The following is a 17,710-nucleotide window of genomic DNA, read 5'->3' on the forward strand; positions in this document are numbered from 1 at the left end:
CGCAGCCAGGGAGCGAGACGCTCCCACTACTGTATTCTCTGGCTATGGTAGTGCGGGCATCTTGCCCGTTAATGTGTAAGTCCTATTGATAATTGATAATTGATAATATGGGAACTCTTTACGGTATTAGTATAGGCACGGGAGATCCCGAATTGATTACCCTCAAAGGCTTGAGACTGCTTCGAGAAGCCGACGCGATCGCCTTTCCTGCGGGAATTAATGGCAAACCTGGGGTCGCACAACAGATTATCGAACCGTGGTTGACTTATCAACAACCCACCCTTCCCCTAGAATTTCCCTACGTTAGCGATCGCCAGATCCTGACTCAAGCCTGGGAAAAAGCCGCCGATCGGGTTTGGCAATATCTCCAAAAAGGTGAGAATGTTGCCTTTGCTTGTGAGGGAGATATTAGTTTTTACAGCACCTTTACTCATTTAGCGCAAACCCTACAAGAACACCATCCTGAAGTCAAGATCGAAATTGTACCTGGAGTCACGTCTCCTTGTGCAGCAGCAGCCATGCTGGGAATTCCCTTAACGGTTCAAGGGCAGCGCATGGCTATTTTACCCGCCCTTTACACCGTTGATGAATTAGAATCCGTCTTGGCTTGGGCAGATGTTGTCGTCCTCCTCAAAGTCGCTTCGGTTTATGAAAAAGTTTGGCAGATTTTAGAGAAACGAAACTTATTAGCAGAGAGTTGGATTGTAGAACGGGCAACCTGTCCCGACCAAAAAATCTACAATTTGCGCGATCGCCCTACTTTAAAATTAAGCTATTTTTCCATCCTCATCATTCAAATCAATCGTCAGACTTGGGAAAATTCTCGCGAATTTCCAGCCGCGCGTTAAAATATAGGCTACCTCGATCTGCTGCCCTTTCCCGTTAAACTCCTGCAATGTCTTTGAATTCCTTTGGACAAGCCCTATTTCTCCAACTGCGACATCCCACCACCATCGCTGCATTTGCCTCTGTGGGACTACACGCCAGCATTGGGGTCGCCCTACCGAGTTTGCCCTTTTTCTCGGAAGGTGGGGGGGGGGATTTCGCCTTACCGCGTAACGTTCAACTGGTGGAACTCACCCCCGCAGAGTTCGCCCGCTTACCTCAACTCTATACGTCTCCTGAACCCGAGTATTCTTTCGAGCTACCTAGCGACCCCGATGCTAGACTAACTCTACCTTCTTTTGATTCTACCGCCACCCCTCGCCCCAGAGAAAGCGATCTCACTGCACGATCGCCAAGCAACCTGAGAAGAGAAACGCGATCGCGCCCTAATTTACCTCCCCGTCCTGGTGAAACGAACTCAACCTCTCCTCCCCCCACCTCTCCTCCCCCCACCTCTCCTCCCCCCAATGGTTCTACTCCCAATCTTGCCGCGATCGAACGCACGTTACGGCGCAATGTGGGCAATAATAATATTTCCCGCAATTCGCCCCCATCTCGCGGCGATCGCATTCCAACTCTCTCAGGTTCTTCGTCTTCAGAGAATGGACGGAGACGAGAAGAACAATTGCGCCGCGATTTATTCGATCTCGATAACAATCAAAATGCTAAATTACCTAACAGTAGTGATGATATCCTCAACCGTTTGGCCGCAGCAGGCCGAGGTAGAACAGGTGCTGAAAATTTAACGATTCCATCTCCTGCAACTCCCGCACCGGAAAGACCTCTATCCCCTCAAGAATTAGCAGCGCGACAACAGGAAGAAGCTAATAATAATCGGATTGCTCGTCTGCGAGAAGATTATCGCACCAATGATAAAAATACCACTGACCAAGAAGCCCGCAATAATCAAGAACGTTGGATTGCTGAAACCAACCAACCCCAAGCAAGAGAGCAACTTCGTACTACTGCAATGCAGGGAGCCTATCCCAAGGATGCCTGTATTAACCGGGCGCAGGGAACAGCAGTCTATGGTGTTGTGGTACAACCCAATGGCCGACGAACGGATGTACAGCAAATTCGCAGTGCTGGCTATCGCATTTTAGACCAACAGGCGATCGCGCAGGTGACTAGCGCGGGTTTAGCGTCTGGATCTGCACCGATACCCTATCGCGTCACTGTTCGTTTTACCTACGATCCCAATATCTGTCCAACTTTAGCAACTCCCCCAAGACCATCGCCTTCTCCCAGTCCTTCCCCAACTCCTGCTAGACCAACGCCTTCTCCAACTCCTTCTCCCAGTCCTTCTCCCAGTCCTTCTCCTGTGGTGTCTCCCCCATCTACTCCTTTACCAGCCCCACCCCCTGATCCTTCTGTCACTCCTCCAGGATCTCCAGAAAAGGAAGAAAAAACTTTCACTCCTCCCAATACAGACCAATAAAAGATTCCCAATGCCCGATTTTGAAGCATTTAAGCCCATTCTTGCATCTGCTGCCCCGAAACTCTTTGACTTACTCGATCGCTTCGATCGCGCCAAAATTTTAGTGATTGGCGATTTAACTTTAGATGAGTTTCTCACGGGTCAAGTCGAACGTCTCTCTCGAGAGGCTCCAGTTTTGATTCTACGCCATGAATACACGCGCCAAATTCCAGGGGGTGGAGGAAATGCTATCTACAATTTTGCCAAATTAGGGGCAAAAGTGAAGGCGATCGGCTTGACGGGTCATGATGCCCAAGGAGAGGCATTACGGCGCATTTTTGCCGAGGCTGGTATCGATGGCGATCGCATTATTACCGATGCAAATCGTCCTACTGTTACCAAAACTCGCATCGCCGGACACGCGAGACAGTCCGTTACTCAGCAGATCGTCCGTATCGATCGCAAGTCCGACCAACTCCCTGATCTAGAGATTCAAAATCAACTGGCCGCAGCCATTCGCAGCCAACTCGATACCGTGGATGCAGTGGTTTTTTCCGACTATGGCGAAGGCGTTTTAACCCCCACAGTTATCGAAGCAGGTTTATCTCACTCAAGGGTTATTGTTGACGCACAAAAAGCCTTAAACCGCTATCCAGGAGCAACTTTATTCACCCCCAATTTACCAGAAGCGGAAAATGCTGTGGGATATGGCATTAATAATCAAGAGACTTTGGCCAATGCTGCGCGGGATTTATTAGCATTAACTCAAGCGGAAGAAATCCTTATTACGAGAGGAGAAGAGGGGATGACTTTATGCGATCGCGATCTAACTCTTCATCATATTCCTGCCTTTAACCGTACAGATGTTTTTGATGTTACCGGGGCAGGAGATACAGTAGTTGCCGCTTTAACCCTGGCTTTATGTGCGGGGGCTTCCTTCTGGGAAGCGTCGGTTTTAGGTAACTTAGCAGCCAGTATTGTTGTGCGACAATTTGGCACAGCTACAACCAGTGTTGAGGAGATGAAGACAGCTTTAACTAATCTTTTGGAAGAGGCTTAATTTCCTCATATTGTAATGAGACAATATCTACAAACACTATTAATTTTAAGTTTGACTCCTAGTTGGCTGGGATGCAATCGATCAACCCCGGAACCTTTAGTTTCTCTTGCACCTACCTTGGAGACAATTGCCTCTTTTTCAGTTCTTCAGTCACCTTCCCCAACGGCGATCGCACCAACTCCGAGTCAATTGCAAAATCATTGTCAGGAGGATGAAAATACTTTTGTTTTTGCGGAAACTCAGGATTATTGGTTGAATATTTGCGGGAAAATTTTCCCAGCATTTTTTATTGTTGTTAATAAACAAGAACAAATCCCCCTTCGTCTATCCATAACCGATTACAATATCGAGGAAAAATGGTTTGAAGCTACAAATGCAGAAAAAGAATATGTACTGGCATTTCAAGGTCTTTTTGATGGGGATATTTTCTTTTCCATTACCCAATTTAAACTCAATAAATCGCAACAACCAATGTATTTCCGAGAAGTAGTCAAACAGCCTCTAATGCAAATTAAAGCCAATTTAGCATTTATTTCTACTCTTACTCCTACAATGTTCTCTTCTCTTACATGATTGAGAAGGTTAAGATCGGTAATATCCATTATCTATAACTGATTCACAATGTCGATCAACCTGATTATTCTTATCGCTGCTATTATTGTCACATGGCTAGTATTCACATGGCTGATCAAAATTGTCAAGGTTAGTATCAAAACAGCCCTGACTATAGCAGCTATCGTCCTCATTTTACAACTGGTCTTCGGTATCGGACCGAAAGACCTCTGGGAACAAATTCTACAACTTCCCGAAACCATTCAGAAAATGTTTCGTTAGGAGAGTGGGATCTCAAAAAGATAAAAAGTAAATTTGTGATAGTTTATTTTGCCAATATTTGCTAAAGTATAATCCAGTTTTGAAGCGATCCAAGAAGTGTTTAACTGTGGAACATCAACCTCCATCTCAGATCGAGTTAACCCCTGAAGATAATGTTAAAAGCGCTTCGGTTGCTTTGGCTAAAGGTCAACTCTCACGGGCAGTTTTTCATCTCAGTTTTGCCCTTAGCATTGATCCACAAAACCCAAATTGGCTTAATCTCCTCCAGCAAATTATTGCCACAGCAGAAGATTCTCTCACACTTGTTCCACTCAAACAAGATGTTAGTTTTGCATTGCTGGCCGTGCGGGCATATATCTTAGTTTATCGAGGTCATTATAACGAGGGATTTTATTGGCTCTCTCAAGTCCTGAAAATCCTCCCTGAACCGATTTACTTACCGTGGATCGCTGACTGGCTTTCTCTTCCCGAAGCGACAAATTCCCTGACGACAGAAACACGCACTCAACTGCTGCAAATTTTACTCACCAAATTCCCAGGCGATCGCATTGAAAACGAAGGCGATCGCGAACATCTCGATCGCATTGTTTTTTCCCTTTCTCAGTTGCGTCAGTTGTCTCCAGAAGATGAATTATTAGCTTTTTCTCATATTGCTTTACTCCGAAAATTAGGCTATTTAGAAGAAGCCTTAGAACTTGCTCAAAATAATTACGAAATTCTTCCCTGTTGGAAAACGGCTGTTAGTTTAGCTTTAGTTTATCGCGCTCGAGGAGAAATTGAGCCAGCGATTGATGCCTATCAAAATGCCCTCAAATACAATCCTAACGATCTTACTGTACTTCTGGATATGGCGGATCTTTTTTGCGATGCAGAACGATTTAAAGAGGGGATTTATTGCTATCAAAAAATCCTAGATCGCGAACCAGAACATCCCTGGGCAAAACCTTATTGGCTCTATTATCAATTCTTCCAAACACAGGATATTGTTTGGAAAGATAGCTTACAAATTTACATCAACGAACATCCCGATAATGAGACTGCAATTCAGCTATTTAACCATCTTGAAATCTTACTTTCTCCCTATCTTGGTTATTTACCCGAGCCAACTGATGCGACAATAAATATTCTTTCCACTTCTGAGAGAAACCCAGAACAAGGTCATCTAGAAAAGTTAAAATTAACATTTTTAGAGTCTCCTAGTTCTCGTTTAGTTCTGCAACTTTATATGCAAGAAAAGTTTGCGTTAGAAAATATTTCTATTGAGATTGAAGAAATACAAAATCCCGATCCTCGTCTCCCTCTTACTCCTGTTAACTATCTTTTATGGCGTTATGAAGGGATCGATCCTTATCCAAATATTGAACCTCCTAGAGAAGAAGTTGTAGAGGCGATCGCCTCTTTAGCAATGCAGCCTTACAGTTTAAATAGTTGGTGTCAAATTGCACGTCAAATTGCTACTTCTTGGGGACAAGAACATCTTAATTCTTTATTAGGGGCGATGGTACATCCTCCCCAACATCCCCCAGAAATGGCTATTTGGTCATGGTTGCATCGCCTTCAAGTTGCGGCTGCTTTGGCGATCGCTTATCTCGATACAGATTGGGAAAACTCTCTCCGAAAGCAAGTATTATTCGACCTCGCACGGGGTCCAATGGATTGGACAACAGAAGCAGCTATTATTGCTTTAATGCAGATTGCTTTAGAAAATGAAGAAGCAGCGATCGATATTATTACCCTATTCCAAGAATTGTTAGAAAATGTTCCTGCTTCGGGTCATTGTCCTTATTTATATGGGTTAGTTTATTGTAGTTTATATTTGCCTTTTATTGATGATGAATTTCGCCAAAAGTTAGAGCAAGAAAAAGAATTCCTTGAGTCTCAATAATAATATCGGCTTTGACAATCTGCGCGATCGCAGACAATACCAAGATGGTAAACTAGGAAAGTTGTTTTTTAATTTTAGGGCGCACCACAATAGAGGCGATCGCCTGCGAATAGCTTAGAATGATAGAACGCTATACTCTGCCCGAAATGGGCAATCTCTGGACAGATAACTACAAAATGAAAATGTGGCTGCAAGTGGAAATTGCAGTCTGTGAAGCGCAAGCAGAATTGGGCTACATTCCCGCAGAAGCCGTCGAGGAAATTAAAGCTAAAGCTAATTTTAACCGCGATCGCGTTTTAGAAATCGAAGCTGAAGTACGTCACGATGTGATTGCTTTTCTCACTAATGTAAATGAATATGTAGGAGATGCGGGGCGTTACATTCACGTGGGATTAACTAGCTCAGATGTATTAGATACAGGATTAGCATTGCAAATGGTCGCCAGTTTAGGGCTAATTTTAGGGAAAGTCGAGGATTTTATTCAGGCTTTACGCTATCAAGCACAACAGCACCGCAATACAGTGATGGTGGGACGTTCTCACGGCATTCACGCAGAACCGATCACTTTCGGATTTAAGTTAGCAGGATGGTTGTCGGAGATGCTGCGAAACCGCGATCGCCTCGTGCGTTTGCGAGAAGATATCTCTGTGGGTAAAGTTTCCGGTGCGGTAGGAACTTATGCCAATGTCGATCCGAGAATTGAGGCGATCGCCTGTCAAAAGCTACAACTCACTCCTGATTGTGCTTCAACCCAAGTCATTTCCCGCGATCGCCATGCAGAATTTGTACAGCAATTGGCTCTTCTTGCGGCTTCCATCGAACGATTTGCGGTGGAAATTCGCAATTTACAACGTACTGATGTTCTCGAAGTAGAGGAGTTTTTTTCAAAGGGACAAAAAGGATCGTCTGCTATGCCTCACAAACGCAATCCGATTAAATCAGAACGGCTGACAGGAATGGCAAGAATTTTGCGAGGAAATGCGATCGCAGCGTTGGAAAATGTCGCACTTTGGCATGAACGCGATATTTCTCACAGTTCTGTAGAACGAGTTATCCTTCCAGACAGTTGTATTCTCGTGCATTTTATGTTGAAAGATATTACTAATTTGGTGAAAAATCTTTTGGTGTATCCTGGCAATATGCAGCGAAATATGAATGTTTACGGGGGGGTTATTTTCTCTCAGCGTGTGCTTTTAACTCTTGTTGAAAAGGGCATGAATCGGGAAGATGCTTATACAGTAGTGCAGTCTTGCGCCCATACCGCGTGGAATGTTCCCGATGGTAACTTCCGCAAACTCGTTGAGGAAGACACTACCATCGCGCAGCATTTGTCCCCTGAAGACATTTCTGCTTGTTTCGATCCGCAACATCATTTGAAAAACTTGGATCGAATCTATCAGCGTCTGAGTATTTAAAATTTGCGATCGCATTTCGGAAAGTTGGGGGATATTGGGGGGAGGAATGCGATCGCAATAATCGGGGAAATCTAGATATACTGGGTATTTGGGGAAACGCGATCGGGTCAAAAAATTGGAGTAGGCAGAAAATGAGCCAGAATACACTTTCCGAAAATAATAGCATAATAGCGGAAAAAGGTATTACAAAAGTCACAATTCAGGGGTTTAAATCGCTTTATGATGAGTGTTCGATTGAGATAGCACCATTAACCATTCTTGCGGGGGCGAATAGTTCTGGAAAATCCAGTATTATGCAGCCTTTATTGTTAATGAAACAAACATTAGAAGCCCCTTATAATCCGGGAGTTTTCTTGCTCAATGGTCCTCATGTTAAGTTTACGTTAGAAGAACAACTTTTTTCTTATAGCGAGCTTGGCGATCGAGAGCGTTCCTTTTCTGTAAACTTAGAAAGATTGAATTGGAATCTCAGAACAGTCTACGAAAAGCCTACAAAAGGAAAAATCGAGATTGTTGAATCAACTCATATATTCGGCGATCAAAAAGTTCGATTTCGTCAAAATATGACTAAGGCAGAGATTATCAATATGTTGAGTTTTTATCATCCTGATGACTATGAAATACTTTTTAAAGATTCAATCCCAATATCTCTAGAATACAAAAAAAATTTGCAATGGTCGATAACCAATAAAAGATGTTTTTTAGAGCTATTTGTTGAATCTTATGCCAATCTATATGAGAGACGTATTTTTTATCATAGTGAATCTATTATTCCTTGGATTGAGTCTCCCATTCTCCAAATCTTACACCTTCCAGGTTTAAGAGGAAATCCAGAAAGAAGCTATCCTACTACAGCCATTGGTCAAGATTTTCAAGGAACTTTTGAAAAATATGCAGCCAGTATTATTAGTTATTGGCAGCAAACACAAGACGATCGCTTAGGAAAACTCAGAGAAAATCTCCAAAAACTCGGACTTACTTGGACAGTAGAAGCAACACAACTCAATGATGTGCAAGTAGAGTTGCAAGTAGGCTTAATGCCAAACAAAACAGCAACTTCTCAAACTGTTAATATTGCCGATGTAGGCATTGGAGTTTCCCAAGTTTTACCCGTTCTTGTTGCCCTTCTCGTTGCAGAAACCGGACAATTAGTATATTTAGAACAGCCAGAATTGCACTTACATCCTCGCGCACAAGTAGCATTAGGAGAAATTCTTGCCGATGCAGCAAAACGAGGTGTAAAAGTTGTTCTAGAAACTCACAGCGCCTTATTGCTTCGTGCGATTCAAACTCTTGTTGCAGAAGAAACATTAAATCCTGATTTAGTTAAACTGCATTGGTTTACTCGACAAGAAGATGGACGAACGACCATCAATAGTGTCAATTTAGATGAAACAGGCGCTTATGGAGATTGGCCAGAAGATTTTGGCGATATTTCCATGCAACTCAACCATCGCTATTTAACCGCCGCAGAAACAAAACTTTTTGAAAGAATTAAATGAGTAATTCCTCTAAAAATCTTGTCATTGATGCTTGTGTTGGTCGTTCTATGGGAAAAGAAGAGACAACATATTCAACTGCTATAAATTGTCGTGAATTTCTCTTAGCCATCCGCGATCACGGTCATTGCATCGTCATCACGCCAGAAATTAGACAAGAATGGGAGAAACATTGTAAATCAGAAACAATTCTAGAATGGAAAGCAGAAATGGTGAGTCGAGGGAAAATTTTGCCAATTAATCCTAAAGATTATCAAGAAGTGTGGGACGCGATCGCGACAACTGCGGATAATGAAGGACATGAAAGAAATATGGCTAAAGATTTTCGTCTTCTTAAAGCCGCATTAGAAACAGATAAAACAATTATCTCTCTCGATGAAAAGTCCAGAAGATCGTTTGCGAATGCTTCTAAAAAAGCCCAAGAAATTCGCGAGATTGTTTGGGTAAATCCCGATCGCATTGAGAAAGAGCAACCCATCGCATGGTTAAATAATGGCGCAGAATTTGAAAGCGATCGCATCCTCGCCAGTTTTAGAATACAAGACTAAGATTTGCGATCGCAGGTTTGCGTAGAGTAGGGTATTATTCCTTATTAAGATCGCATTTAGCAGCCAACCAAGGTAAAATAATCCGGTGAAATGTCTCTGGATCTTCATCGTGAGGACAGTGACCCACTTTATCCAAAGGAACAAACTCTAAATTAGGATTTAATCCCAAAAAATTCTTGGATAAACTAAACGGTACCATCCGATCTTGACGACCCCAAAGTAATAAGATAGGAATCGTTAATTCTGGCAACAATTCGCGAACCGATCGCGAAAAACCCGACTGACGCACCGAAGAAGATAGCGCACAAAACGCATCCACCGCCCCACCATCCGTCGGCGGCAGTGCTAAAATGCTCACTAATTCATCATCTACCGCTTCTTTCTGTTCGTAGGCAAACTTCACCCAAGTACGGATCATAGAGGGACGACGCACAAAATAAAAAAGTGGCTTGAGAAAAAGCGGACCGCTAAAAAATCCCTCGATCGCAAACACCAAGGAACGAAACGGCTTAGGAACAGTCTTTTCCCGTAGCGTCACATCCGGTAAATTCAACATCACCAACCCCTCCACCATCTCCGGATACTTCACCGCCGCCATAAAACTCACTAAAGACCCTAGGGAATTCCCCACCAATATCACAGGCTCGCCAATAAACCTGCGCCAAAAATCGTACACCTGTTCTACCCAAAGTTCCGCCCCATAAGAAGCGATCGCCTTTCTCGATGCCCCAAATCCCAATAAATCCAGCGCATAGATTGTCCTATCTTCCCCCAACACGGGAATATTTTTCCGCCAATGCTCGATCGCCGCGCCAAATCCGTGAATGAAGAGAAGAGGCGTTTTACCCGTGGGGGATCTGCGGAAACTATAACGCACCTGCCAACCCCGCCAAACCCAATCCCGTTGCCAACCAATGCGTTCGTGCCATTGGGTCGTAGAAATCACAAGCTAAATTCAGAAAAAGCTACCTGCGTTCTACTATACAATCAAATCGGACTCTTTTCTCGATCCCAGTTTAAAACGGAAGAGGTAATTGCTAGGTCGATTTTAGCCAGAGAAATTGCGATCGCGTGCTACAATTTGGAAAAATTGACAATATTGTTGATAACCTTCGGGAAACACAACATTTAAAATTAAAGGATCATTAACATCGCGAGGATCGCAAGGACCTTCTATTACTTTTAATTCTCCATCTACGCGATCGCAGCGCACGGATTTACGATTTTTTACTTCTCCATGAGAACTATCAACATACACCACAATATTATCACGTTCGCATTCTTTGCCAATAGCTTGAATTAATTGCAAGAAATTGCGATCGCTTCCTCCTCGTCGCACTTCAATTTTGCCATTTTTCTCTTCTACCGTACTATTTACTGTATCGCCAACTCCCACCAAAAGCGGCATTTCTTGGGGGTTAAAATTGTCTCGAATGAGTTGTAATAACCCTGTTTGCGTTTTCGGGGCTTGACGCACGCTAAACTCTTTGCCTAGGGGATAATTACCCGTCCTGTGCCAATAATAAAGATTAAGAATTGCTAAAACTCCTGCTTCCTTCACCGCACCTTGTAACATAAACTGAAAATCTGTTGTTCCCGAATCATTTTGACTCGCAAAACGCACAATTTCTTGTCCAGTTTCATCGCGTCCTAAGTTGGGGGCATAATGCACAAAAAATGAATTCTGTAAACCCTTTTTTGCAGCTTCTTGAAGGAATTTATCTATTAAATCTTTCATCGCTCTTTGCAAAGCAATATAATCTTCTGTGCGATCGCAGATTGCCTCGTAAATTGTATTCAGATTCACCGTAGGAGATACCTTATTATCTAACACAGAAGCATCAATACACATCTCTATTTTTTCATCGGCTAACAAATCAGAATGAGTTTGAAAAAAAGAATGCAATTGTTCTCGGATGCGTTGAGGAATCTGTGCTAAAAATGTTAATTCGCGATCGCTAACCCCTGGATGAGAAACATTACCATAACAATCTTGCCACTGTGCGCCCCCTGCTCCCAAACCAGGTAAATATAAGCCCTCTTCTCTGACCCATTTTGCATCATTAAATGCCCGTTCGATAATGCCATTGACCCCACGCTTGCCAATATATTCGCCATTGGTCAAAACAGAAAAATGTTCCTTTAGCGATCGCACCGCTTCAACATATTTTGTACTGATAACCCGCGTCAGAGGATCTTTGACCAAACCCATGCAAACACCATCTAAATCCTGAATAATCAACAAATTCTTAGTTTGGGTTAAAACTCTCGCTAGTTCATCATGTTTTAAAGAAAAAGAAGATTGACTTAAGGTTGCAGAAAGCATGATAAAAATAATTAACTCATTTGGATAATATCTGAGCAAACTATATCATGTCCAAGAATCCAGAATTTGCGCTGTCCTCTAACCCAATGACAAAATGGCCATTTTTTGATTTGATAGGAAAAATTTTTAGGTGTTGTGCGAGTGAACAATATTCCATCCCTCGATCTGACCCGACAGTACCAGCAGATCGCCCAAGAAGTTGATACTGTAGTCCTGGAAGTCCTGCGATCGGGGCGTTATATCGGCGGACAGTCTGTCACGGACTTTGAGGCTGCATTTGGCGGCTATATCGGGACGCGGGAATGCGTGGGCTGTAATTCCGGCACAGATGCGCTTTATTTGGCACTCCGCGCCCTTAATATTGGTGAAGGAGATGAGGTCATCACCACTCCCTTTACTTTTATCGCTACTGCGGAAACTATTTCGGAAGTGAAGGCGACTCCCGTGTTTGTCGATATCGATCGCGCTACCTATAACCTCGATCGCGATCGCCTAGAGGCCGCCATTACGCCGAAAACAAAAGCCATTATCCCCGTCCATTTATTTGGTCGTCCTGTGGAAATGACGGGGTTGATGGAAATTGCCCAAAAACATAATTTATCGGTCATTGAAGACTGCGCCCAAGCAACGGGGGCAGAATGGGCGGGTAAGAAGGTCGGTAATATCGGTCACATTGGCTGTTTTAGCTTCTTTCCCACGAAGAATTTAGGGGCGTGTGGGGATGGGGGTGCCGTTACTACCAACAACCCAGAAATTGCCGCGATCGTGCGGATGCTGAAAGAACATGGACAAAAGAGGCGCTATATTCACGATGCGATCGGGGTTAATAGTCGTTTGGATGCCCTACAAGCAGCGATTTTAATGATTAAATTGCGCTATCTCGACGAGTGGAATGAAGGGCGATCGCAGGTTGCTAAACGCTATCAAGAATGCCTAACATCTCTTTCGCAAATTGCCCTCCCGTCAGCCCCAGAAACGGGGAAAGCTGTTTGGAATCAATTCACGATTCGGATTTTATCGGCAAAGCGGGATGAGGTGCGCGATCGCTTACAAGAAAAAGGCATTAGTTCCATGATTTATTATCCGCTTCCTCTCCATTTACAACCCGTTTATCAACATCTGAATTATCAAGCAGGACAATTCCCCAATGCCGAACAAGTTGCCCAAGAAGTGCTTTCTCTGCCCATGTTTCCCGAACTCTCTGAGGAAGAACAAGATCGGGTTATTTACGGATTAAAAGATTGTTTTTAAAATGGCCTTATAATTTAAGGATAGTAGAATTATTTTTCGGGCAATTTTACAGAACAATCCCAGAAAAATTTATTGGAGAAAACCCCATGACCCCAGAACAAGAACAAAAATTAATTACCACAGTAGAACGTCTGGATACTACAGTGGAACGGCTGGATGCTACAGTAGCACGGCTGGATACCAAGGTAGAACGGCTAGATACTGCAGTAGCACGGCTAGATACTATAGTAGAAAAGTTGGTGACAGATGTAGAGAAATTTAACGATCGCTTTAGTGATTATCAACAAGCTATGCAATGGGTCGTACAATTAGCATTCACTCTCATTGCTGCGGCGACAATTACGATTATTGCCTCTAAGGTTTTAGGGAGATAAGGTTTTAGGGAGATAGAATATTCTGGAGAATATTCTACGCTGCAATTTAATCCTCTCACAATTAGTTTTCTGTGATATATTCGTTGACACTTTCTGCGGCTTGAAATCCACTCGCGATCGCCCCATCTAAGGTAGCATAAACTAAATAGTCCCCGGCTAGAAAAAGAGGAGAATTTTGCAACATTTCATCAGTATAAAGCACTTCCAGAACTTTTGTATAGTCACGACTAAAAGCAGGAAAAGCATAGGGAAAACGTTGAATATCTTGCCCTAAAACTTGACTGCGAATATCGGGATAATATTTTTCTAAATCTTTGAGGACGCGATCGACAATTTCCCCATCAGACATTTTTAACAAGGAACGATCTTTGGCATCTTTCGCCGCAATATAAACCCCTAAAACTGCTTTACCGTTATAAGAAATATCAACTTGCGTGCGAATGGCATCGTAAAGAGTGACAAAGAAATCATCTAAACAGGATAGCGTCCATGCGTCCTTCCAAAGGCGATCGCGCAAGAATAAATTAACTGTCACATATTCTGCATATTGAATGGATTTTAGCGCATTTTTGACCTTGCTGGAAAAACCCTGAGTGACAAGGCGATCGCTAATAGGTGCAGGAGTAGATAAAATCACTGTTTTAGCTTTCACGAGAACTTCTTTTCCTTCTCGTTCATAACTAACAGTAACTTCTTCCTCTTCATTAACTTCAACTTGACTAACTTTTGCCCCTGTTACCACCTTTTTAGCCAATCTTTGAGCCAACACTTCGACTAATTCGTAAATACCTCGAGAAAAAGTATACACTTCACTCTCATTAGCTTCTTCAGGATCGGGTAAATTATAAGCCATTTCAGGAATATTAAACAGCACAGAAAGCTCATTATTGGCTGCACCAAATAAGCCCCGATTTTCAATATCAATATATTGCTGAATAACCGGATCAATATCCAGTTGTTTTAACCATTCTGCCATTGTTTGCCCATCATATCCCGCAAACTGTTTGAGAGGAGTAACATTGCGATCGCCTAACCCAGAAAAAAGATCGTCTTCAATGCGATCGTTTAATTTCGATAATTCCTCCTCTAAGCGCCAATAATCTTCTTGGGTGTCCTCGTCAATAAAATCGAGAATATTTTTGCCATGATGAATGCTTCCTTGATAGGCGATCGCATCAGTAGGAGGAGGCATTTTAATCGCTTTAAGTCCCAATTGTGAAAATAATTGTGCGGATTCTCCTTCCGGTTCTCCAATATATTCAGTACCTTTAGGATAGTGAAATCCTTCCCATTCTCCCGAGACAATTCTTCCTCCCAAAGATGTTTCTTTTTCCAACACTAAAATATTCTTTTCCTTAAGAAGAAAAGCTGCCGTTAGTCCGCTAATACCGCCACCAATAATAACAGTATCATATAGATTTGTTTCGCCCTCATTTTTGCTGGTTTCTGCGGATAGCTGGGAACAACTTCCCATGCCCAGACTGCCCGATAATCCCAATAATAAATATAAGAGATTGCGTCGTTTTATGCCAAAAGAGGAAGAGATTCTTTTATTGTTCATGAGAGAATTTTAGTAAAAGGGAAGAAACATTATTTTAGTTTAGGCGATCGCCTAAATATTCTAAGGAAATCAAACCTTTTTCTCGCGATCAAGAATAATCCTGCGTTCTAACACAAAAACGCAGGAAAGTCAACTTTATTTTACAATTCTTAACGAATATATTGATACCGTATTAGACGATCGCCTCAACCGTGGAAACCGTTGCTAAAGCCTCAACCAAACGACGTACAGCAGCCACCATTGCCACCTCACTGTTTAATTGATTAATTGCGGAACCGACCCCCACACCGGAAGCCCCCGCCGCGATCGCCATTGGCACCGTCACATCAGACAAACCCGAAGCGCACAAAACCGGCACCGAAACCACTTGCGAAATTTCTCGCGCTGCCGCTAAAGTAGGAGCAGCCTTTTCAATTAACCCTAAAGTTCCCGGATGTTGGGGTGCAGCACTGGTTCCCCCTTCAGTTTGGATAATATCCGCCCCCTCAGCCACCAACGCCTCAGCCAAGGCCACCTGACGATCCAAAGTTAAAATATGGGGTACCGTCACCGAAAGCGTTACATCTGGCAATAAAGCGCGAGTTTGCCGGGTTAATGCCAAAACCTCCTCCGCCTCAAAGCGTCGCCCCACCGCGTAAAAACTATCAAAATTGCCGATTTCAATCAGATCGGCACCCGCCGCGATCGCCATCGCCAACTTTTCCGGTTCCACCGCCGAAACGCAGATCGGCAAATCCGTCAGTTGACGTGCCATGCGTACCAACTCCGGGTCTGCTGCAATATCGACAAACGTTGCCCCTCCCGCCGTTGCCGCCTTCACCGTCGCCGCCACGCGATCGCGATCGAAATTATTCAAGCCGCTAATGACTTTGAGGACATTTTTACGCACAAATGCCTGTTGCAATTGAGAATTCATACTTTTAGATTTAGAGATCATTATTAGCCGATGAGTAAATCAACCCACTCGGTTACTCAAAATTAGGACTTAAGCATTAGCGATCAGGATGCCAGCACCACCATAACGATAGAATACAGTAGTGGGAACGTCTCGCTCCCTAGCTGCGTAAGTCCTAAAAATAATTTTACAGACTATCGGGTTCCCCAATGCTTCGCATTCTCGAAGTTTGTTTGGCTATACATATCTATGACCTAAATCACAAGAGCTTTTTGGCGACATTAGAGCCATTATTGATTACAATACAATGTGAGGGGTCATTCCCCCAACTTGTCACCTTTGGAAACAAAGAGGGGGGGCGTGTAGAAAGATCGTAAACCCGATCGCCCTTTTCCGAATTGTGCTTTTCCTCAGACCGCGATCGCGCCTAGAAACTAAGATTCCACTTTTCTCCCACCGATGCAAGTCTTATGTCCTTTCCACCTGCTAACCTCTCCCAATTCCATAACGATATTTTTTCCCAAACTCAACTCGGGCAACTCTGCGGAACCGAGGAGTTGTTTCGCGATCGCTATTTAATCTTAAGGATGTTGGGACGAGGAGGCTTTGGAGTCACCTTTTTAGCGCGAGATATGTCATTACCAGGACAGCCATTCTGCGCCATTAAGCAACTCTGTCCCCGAGTCAGCGAAAAAAAGGCACTAGATACAGCCCGCCATCGCTTTCAGAGAGAAGCCAAAATCCTTGCTGCCTTGGGCAATCATTCCCGTATTCCCATGCTTCTCGACTATTTCGTATTAAGAGATGAATTCTACCTCGTGCAAGAATATATCAAAGGCGCAACCCTGGCCAGATTGGTGAGGCGGCAGGGATGCCAGTCAGAATTAACCGTCAAGCGTGTTTTACGGGAAATGCTCGACCTTTTGTTATACGTCCACGAACGCGGCGTAATTCATCGAGATATTAAACCACAAAATATTATTTTGTCTCAAGATCGGCGTTTGGTTCTCATTGATTTCGGAGCAGTGAAACAACAATTAGCGCAAATGAGCGAAAATACCACTCGCGGTGTCACCACTCATTTTGTCGGTACCGTTGGGTTTGCTCCCCCAGAACAATTCTCTCTCCGCCCAGTCTTCGCCAGTGATATTTATGCTTTAGGCGTAACCAGTTTATATCTCTTAACGGGAAAAGCCCCCTTAGACTTTAAAACCAATCCCCGCACTGGAAAATTGCAATGGCAAGAACGTGCCGAAGTTAGCAAAATCTTGGCTCCAATCTTGGATAAAATGCTCGAACCTTCATTAGAGCGGCGCTATCAATCTGTGGATGCGATTATTGAAGATCTTAATTTTGCTTCTCCTCAAGATAATCTTTCCCAGTGCATGAACAACCTCAAATCCACTGTTCAGACGGAACCTCAGTCTAGACAAGGTACAGAGGGCTCCCAACGACCCCTCTCAGAAAAAGAAAGAATGGCGCAATCAATTCGCAATTGGAAATCTCGTCGTCCTAGTCCGACTTCTAAATCAACAAAATATCCCGATTCCTTGCTGCATAGTTCCGGCTAAACCTAAAGCTAGAGAGTGAGGGTTAGCCATTGATTTTAATCAATGGACATCAAACGCAACGGGTTTTAACCCGTCTTGCGTTACAATACTTCCATGTAAGTCTACAGCTATTTTTTAGCCAAGGGATGTAGGAGTCTGTTGACAGGCTTGGAGCAAGCGCGGTTTTAACCCGCTTTCGGTGGATTAACC

General features: G+C 43.4%; 16 protein-coding genes. 12 read left to right on the forward strand and 4 right to left on the reverse strand.

Annotated features, from left to right (window positions below; translation table 11 throughout):
- The first annotated feature begins 107 nt into the window (after nt 1-107).
- The 9 genes from JUI58_RS02765 (at nt 108) to JUI58_RS02805 (ending at nt 9,543) form a co-directional block, all read left to right on the forward strand.
- Nucleotides 108-848, forward strand: a complete 741-nt coding sequence (locus JUI58_RS02765; protein ID WP_204102218.1) for a precorrin-2 C(20)-methyltransferase — start codon at nt 108-110, stop codon at nt 846-848.
- 47 nt (nt 849-895) lie between these two features.
- A complete protein-coding gene (locus JUI58_RS02770) occupies nt 896-2,323 on the forward strand; it encodes a TonB family protein (RefSeq protein WP_204102219.1) in 1,428 nt (475 codons plus the stop codon).
- 10 nt (nt 2,324-2,333) lie between these two features.
- A complete protein-coding gene (gene rfaE1 / locus JUI58_RS02775) occupies nt 2,334-3,362 on the forward strand; it encodes a D-glycero-beta-D-manno-heptose-7-phosphate kinase (protein ID WP_204102220.1) in 1,029 nt (342 codons plus the stop codon).
- A gap of 15 nt (nt 3,363-3,377) precedes the next feature.
- The gene (locus JUI58_RS02780; RefSeq protein ID WP_204102221.1) at nt 3,378-3,935 is read left to right on the forward strand and encodes a hypothetical protein; all 558 of its coding nucleotides are present in this window, start codon (nt 3,378-3,380) and stop codon (nt 3,933-3,935) included.
- Nucleotides 3,936-3,983: 48 nt separating this feature from the next.
- Nucleotides 3,984-4,196: a hypothetical protein gene (locus JUI58_RS02785; RefSeq protein WP_204102222.1), complete on the forward strand. Its 213-nt coding sequence runs from the start codon at nt 3,984-3,986 to the stop codon at nt 4,194-4,196.
- Nucleotides 4,197-4,302: 106 nt separating this feature from the next.
- Nucleotides 4,303-6,081: a tetratricopeptide repeat protein gene (locus JUI58_RS02790; RefSeq protein WP_204102223.1), complete on the forward strand. Its 1,779-nt coding sequence runs from the start codon at nt 4,303-4,305 to the stop codon at nt 6,079-6,081.
- Nucleotides 6,082-6,200: 119 nt separating this feature from the next.
- A complete protein-coding gene (gene purB, locus JUI58_RS02795) occupies nt 6,201-7,496 on the forward strand; it encodes an adenylosuccinate lyase (RefSeq protein WP_204102224.1) in 1,296 nt (431 codons plus the stop codon).
- Nucleotides 7,497-7,627: 131 nt separating this feature from the next.
- Nucleotides 7,628-8,998: an AAA family ATPase gene (locus JUI58_RS02800; protein ID WP_204102225.1), complete on the forward strand. Its 1,371-nt coding sequence runs from the start codon at nt 7,628-7,630 to the stop codon at nt 8,996-8,998.
- Nucleotides 8,995-9,543 carry a hypothetical protein gene (locus JUI58_RS02805; protein WP_204102226.1) on the forward strand — a complete coding sequence of 183 codons (549 nt, stop codon included), beginning with the start codon at nt 8,995-8,997 and terminating at the stop codon, nt 9,541-9,543. The genes JUI58_RS02800 and JUI58_RS02805 overlap by 4 nt, the downstream gene beginning before the upstream one ends.
- Nucleotides 9,544-9,577: 34 nt before the next feature.
- On the opposite strand, the gene JUI58_RS02810 is transcribed toward JUI58_RS02805, so the two are convergent.
- Both JUI58_RS02810 and stpA read right to left on the reverse strand, forming a co-directional pair.
- On the reverse strand, nt 9,578-10,489 hold the full coding sequence (locus JUI58_RS02810) for an alpha/beta fold hydrolase (RefSeq protein WP_204102227.1): 912 nt from the start codon (nt 10,487-10,489) through the stop codon (nt 9,578-9,580).
- Between the two features lie 102 nt (nt 10,490-10,591).
- Entirely contained in the window at nt 10,592-11,869 is a 1,278-nt protein-coding gene (stpA, locus tag JUI58_RS02815; RefSeq protein WP_204102228.1) for a glucosylglycerol 3-phosphatase, read from the reverse strand.
- A gap of 141 nt (nt 11,870-12,010) precedes the next feature.
- Between stpA and JUI58_RS02820 the strand changes: the two genes are divergently transcribed.
- Nucleotides 12,011-13,120: a DegT/DnrJ/EryC1/StrS family aminotransferase gene (locus tag JUI58_RS02820; protein WP_204102229.1), complete on the forward strand. Its 1,110-nt coding sequence runs from the start codon at nt 12,011-12,013 to the stop codon at nt 13,118-13,120.
- Nucleotides 13,121-13,206: 86 nt separating this feature from the next.
- Complete coding sequence (locus JUI58_RS02825) at nt 13,207-13,494, forward strand: hypothetical protein (RefSeq protein ID WP_239121228.1); 288 nt, start codon at nt 13,207-13,209, stop codon at nt 13,492-13,494.
- A gap of 61 nt (nt 13,495-13,555) precedes the next feature.
- On the opposite strand, the gene JUI58_RS02830 is transcribed toward JUI58_RS02825, so the two are convergent.
- On the reverse strand, nt 13,556-15,055 hold the full coding sequence (locus JUI58_RS02830; protein ID WP_204102230.1) for an FAD-dependent oxidoreductase: 1,500 nt from the start codon (nt 15,053-15,055) through the stop codon (nt 13,556-13,558).
- A 172-nt stretch (nt 15,056-15,227) separates the two neighbouring features.
- Nucleotides 15,228-15,992, reverse strand: a complete 765-nt coding sequence (locus JUI58_RS02835) for a DUF561 domain-containing protein (RefSeq protein WP_204102231.1) — start codon at nt 15,990-15,992, stop codon at nt 15,228-15,230.
- Between the two features lie 428 nt (nt 15,993-16,420).
- On the opposite strand from JUI58_RS02835, the gene JUI58_RS02840 reads away from it, so the two are divergent.
- Entirely contained in the window at nt 16,421-17,521 is a 1,101-nt protein-coding gene (locus JUI58_RS02840; RefSeq protein WP_204102232.1) for a serine/threonine-protein kinase, read from the forward strand.
- Nucleotides 17,522-17,710: the final 189 nt, after the last annotated feature.

The organism is Spirulina sp. CCY15215 (genome assembly GCF_016888125.1).
In the GTDB taxonomy this organism is placed as follows: Bacteria; Cyanobacteriota; Cyanobacteriia; order Cyanobacteriales; family Spirulinaceae; genus CCY15215.